This is a genomic window from Ohtaekwangia sp., from assembly GCF_036786105.1.
GTDB lineage: Bacteria > Bacteroidota > Bacteroidia > Cytophagales > Cyclobacteriaceae > Ohtaekwangia.
Window position 1 is genome coordinate 20,845 of the sequence record NZ_DAIQRQ010000067.1, and the last position, 3,171, is coordinate 24,015.

The 3,171-nt window shown below is 44.1% G+C and carries 5 protein-coding genes; all 5 read left to right on the forward strand.

All coding sequences use genetic code 11. The features are described from left to right. The coding region (gene dtd, locus V7Q33_RS20110; protein ID WP_333821043.1) for a D-aminoacyl-tRNA deacylase at nucleotides 1-309 on the forward strand (309 nt) is incomplete at its 5' end. Next, nucleotides 306-821, forward strand: a complete 516-nt coding sequence (locus V7Q33_RS20115; RefSeq protein ID WP_331979337.1) for an O-acetyl-ADP-ribose deacetylase — start codon at nucleotides 306-308, stop codon at nucleotides 819-821. The genes dtd and V7Q33_RS20115, both read left to right, overlap by 4 nt. 2 nt (nucleotides 822-823) lie before the next feature. Beyond that, nucleotides 824-1,492 carry a M15 family metallopeptidase gene (locus V7Q33_RS20120; protein WP_333821044.1) on the forward strand — a complete coding sequence of 223 codons (669 nt, stop codon included), beginning with the start codon at nucleotides 824-826 and terminating at the stop codon, nucleotides 1,490-1,492. A gap of 26 nt (nucleotides 1,493-1,518) precedes the next feature. Next, nucleotides 1,519-1,845, forward strand: a complete 327-nt coding sequence (locus tag V7Q33_RS20125) for a nucleotide pyrophosphohydrolase (RefSeq protein WP_331979333.1) — start codon at nucleotides 1,519-1,521, stop codon at nucleotides 1,843-1,845. Nucleotides 1,846-1,964: 119 nt separating this feature from the next. Continuing rightward, complete coding sequence (locus V7Q33_RS20130) at nucleotides 1,965-3,080, forward strand: acyltransferase family protein (RefSeq protein ID WP_333821045.1); 1,116 nt, start codon at nucleotides 1,965-1,967, stop codon at nucleotides 3,078-3,080. Nucleotides 3,081-3,171 lie beyond the last annotated feature (91 nt).

The following is a 3,171-nucleotide window of genomic DNA, read 5'->3' on the forward strand; positions in this document are numbered from 1 at the left end:
ATCGTAAACCTTCGTATCTTCAACGATGCTGATGGGGTAATGAATGTAAGCGTAAAAGAAGACGGTGGCGATGTTATTATAGTGAGTCAGTTTACACTACACGCCAGCACGAAGAAAGGCAATCGCCCATCTTATTTAAAAGCATCGAAGCCCGACATTGCTATACCGTTGTATGAAAAATTTGTGAAAGCAGTGGAGGTTGCACTTGGTAAACCTGTACAGACTGGGGAGTTTGGTGCCGACATGAAAGTAAATTTGCTGAACGATGGACCTGTAACGATCATCATCGATACTAAAAATAAAGTATGAGTCGCATAGAACTGATACAAGGTGATATAACCCGACTGGATGTTGATGCTATTGTGAATGCTGCGAATAACAGCCTGTTGGGTGGAGGTGGTGTAGACGGTGCTATTCATCGTGCGGGAGGACCACAGATATTGGAAGAATGCAGAGCGATCAGAAATCGTCAGGGCGGATGCAAAACCGGGGAAGCGGTTATCACTTCTGGCGGGAAATTAAAAGCCCGTTATGTTATACACACCGTTGGCCCCGTGTGGAATGGAGGCCATAGAAATGAGGAGCGGTTGCTTGCCCATGCCTACCAAAGTTCACTGCAATTGGCCGTTGCGAATAATATAGGTACCCTTGCTTTTCCGAATATCAGCACTGGTATATATGGTTTCCCCAAGAAACGCGCTGCAGAGATTGCAGTGGCTACCGTAGAGAAATTTCTGGATCAACATGAGTCTATCCAAAAAGTTATCTTTTGTTGCTTTGATGAAGAGAATGTAGCGTTATACAATCAACTGTTGAAATGATCATGAAGAAGATATATACGTTGATTTTCGTGTTAGTGGCGATTGCAGGCCAGGCGCAGTATAAATACGGACTAAAAGTTACCAACTTGCAAGAGTATAAGCATTCGGTAAAGCTAAATCCCAATAAAGAGCTGATAGACCTGGAGAAATTTATACCCGGTATTGTGCTCGATATCCGATACGCCACCACCAACAATTTTACCGGCGAAAAAATATATAACCTCGCGAAAGCGTATGCCCGCAAACCCGTGGCAGAGGCATTGAAGCGTGCACAGGCCGAGCTGCAAAAGCAGGGACTTGGTATAAAGGTATATGATGCTTACCGGCCTTATAAAGCAACAGTGCGATTCTACGAGGTATATAAAGATACTACGTATGTAGCCTCACCCTATCGCGGTTCGCGCCACAACCGGGGCTGTGCTATTGATATGACGTTGATAAACCTGAAAACCGGTGAAGAATTGAAGATGCCGACCGGATATGATTCTTTTCAGAAGGAAGCGTGGCCATCAACCCCTGTAAAAGATCCGGAGGCCCGAAAAAACCGCGCGCTCATTATAGACGTGATGAGGAAGCAAGGTTTTAAAGTAAATGGATCAGAGTGGTGGCATTACGATTTTACAGGCTGGAAGAACTATGAAGTTCTGGACATCGACTTTGAACAGCTATAACACAGCACTATTTAGGATAACTATATATGACGATCGAAGAAGCGCAACGGCAGGTAGACAAGTGGATCAATACCACCGGTGTACGTTATTTTAATGAGCTTACCAATATGGCTATACTTACCGAGGAGGTTGGCGAAGTGGCACGTATCATGGCCAGGCGGTATGGCGAACAATCGGAGAAGGAGTCGGATAAGAATAAAGAGCTGGGCGATGAACTGGCCGATGTGTTGTGGGTAGTAATCTGTCTGGCTAACCAGACGGGCATTAACCTGACAGAGGCATTCGAGAAGAACCTTCAGAAGAAAACACTGCGCGATAAGGATCGCCATCAGCAGAATGAAAAGTTGAAGTAAGTCAGGGTATAAATTTTCCGCTTATACCAGATTTATACTTTCTCCTAAAATGTGCTTGTGTGCACTTGGAGCTCTCGAAAAATTCAGTGAGTTTAGCAAAGACCTAAATTCTACTCGCTATGTCAGAAAATCAACGCTTCTTGGCACTCGATGTTTTTCGAGGCATGACTGTCTGTTTCATGATCATTGTAAATTCTCCGGGCGACTGGCACATTGCGTATGCTCCGCTACTGCATGCGCGCTGGCATGGATTTACTCCCACAGATCTGGTGTTCCCTTCGTTTCTCTTTGCTGTCGGTAATGCGATGGCGTTTGTAATGTATAAATATGAATCGCTGGGCGACAATGTTTTCTGGCGAAAGACGCTGAAACGATTTTTCATTATTTTCCTGCTCGGCTTTTTAATGTACTGGTTCCCGTTCTATAATTTTGAATCAGGCGGATGGAAGTCGATTGGCGAGACACGTATACTTGGTGTATTGCAGCGCATTGCATTGTGTTATTTGATTGGTTCCATTATACTACATTATTGCTCTCAAAAAGTAGCGATCGCTATCAGCGCTGTGTTGCTGCTGGGCTATTGGTTGCTGCTGTATATATATGGTGATCCGAACGATCCGTATAGCCTAGCAGGATATGCCGGTAACTCCCTTGATTTTCTGGTGTTGGGAGAAAAGCATTTATACCATGGTGAAGGTGTAGCTTTCGATCCGGAAGGTATATTAAGTACGTTGCCTGCTATTGTCAATGTAATTTTCGGCTACCTCGCAGGCGACTTTATAAGGAAGAATGGCAACTCGTACGAGACGATCGCCAAGTTATTGATGGCCGGTGCCGTACTAATCTTTCTGGCACTTACGTGGAATATGGTGTTCCCGATTAACAAGAAGATATGGACAAGTTCATTTGTGTTGTTAACCGTAGGCCTCGATCTGTTGATATTACCGATCCTGATGTTTGTGATCGAGATCAAAAAGAAACAAAAGTGGACATACTTTTTTGTAGTGTTCGGCAGAAATCCGCTGTCAATCTATTTGCTTTCAGAATTGTTGCTGATTACGCTATATCTGATCCCCGTAAAAGGCGCAAGCCTGGAACGCTGGATTTATAAAGATTTCTTTGGAAGCTTTGCCAGTCCTATCAATGCATCATTCCTGTTTGCCATTTTCTTTATGCTGACGTGTTGGGTTGTGGGGTATATTATGGATAAGAAAAAGGTTTACATTCGGGTTTAGAATTTATTTTTGGAGCGAGCATTACGCGCGTGCTTCCGCGCCAGGAAGATTTGTGCCCAATGAAAAGTACCTGTGGCGCGAGTTAATAAAT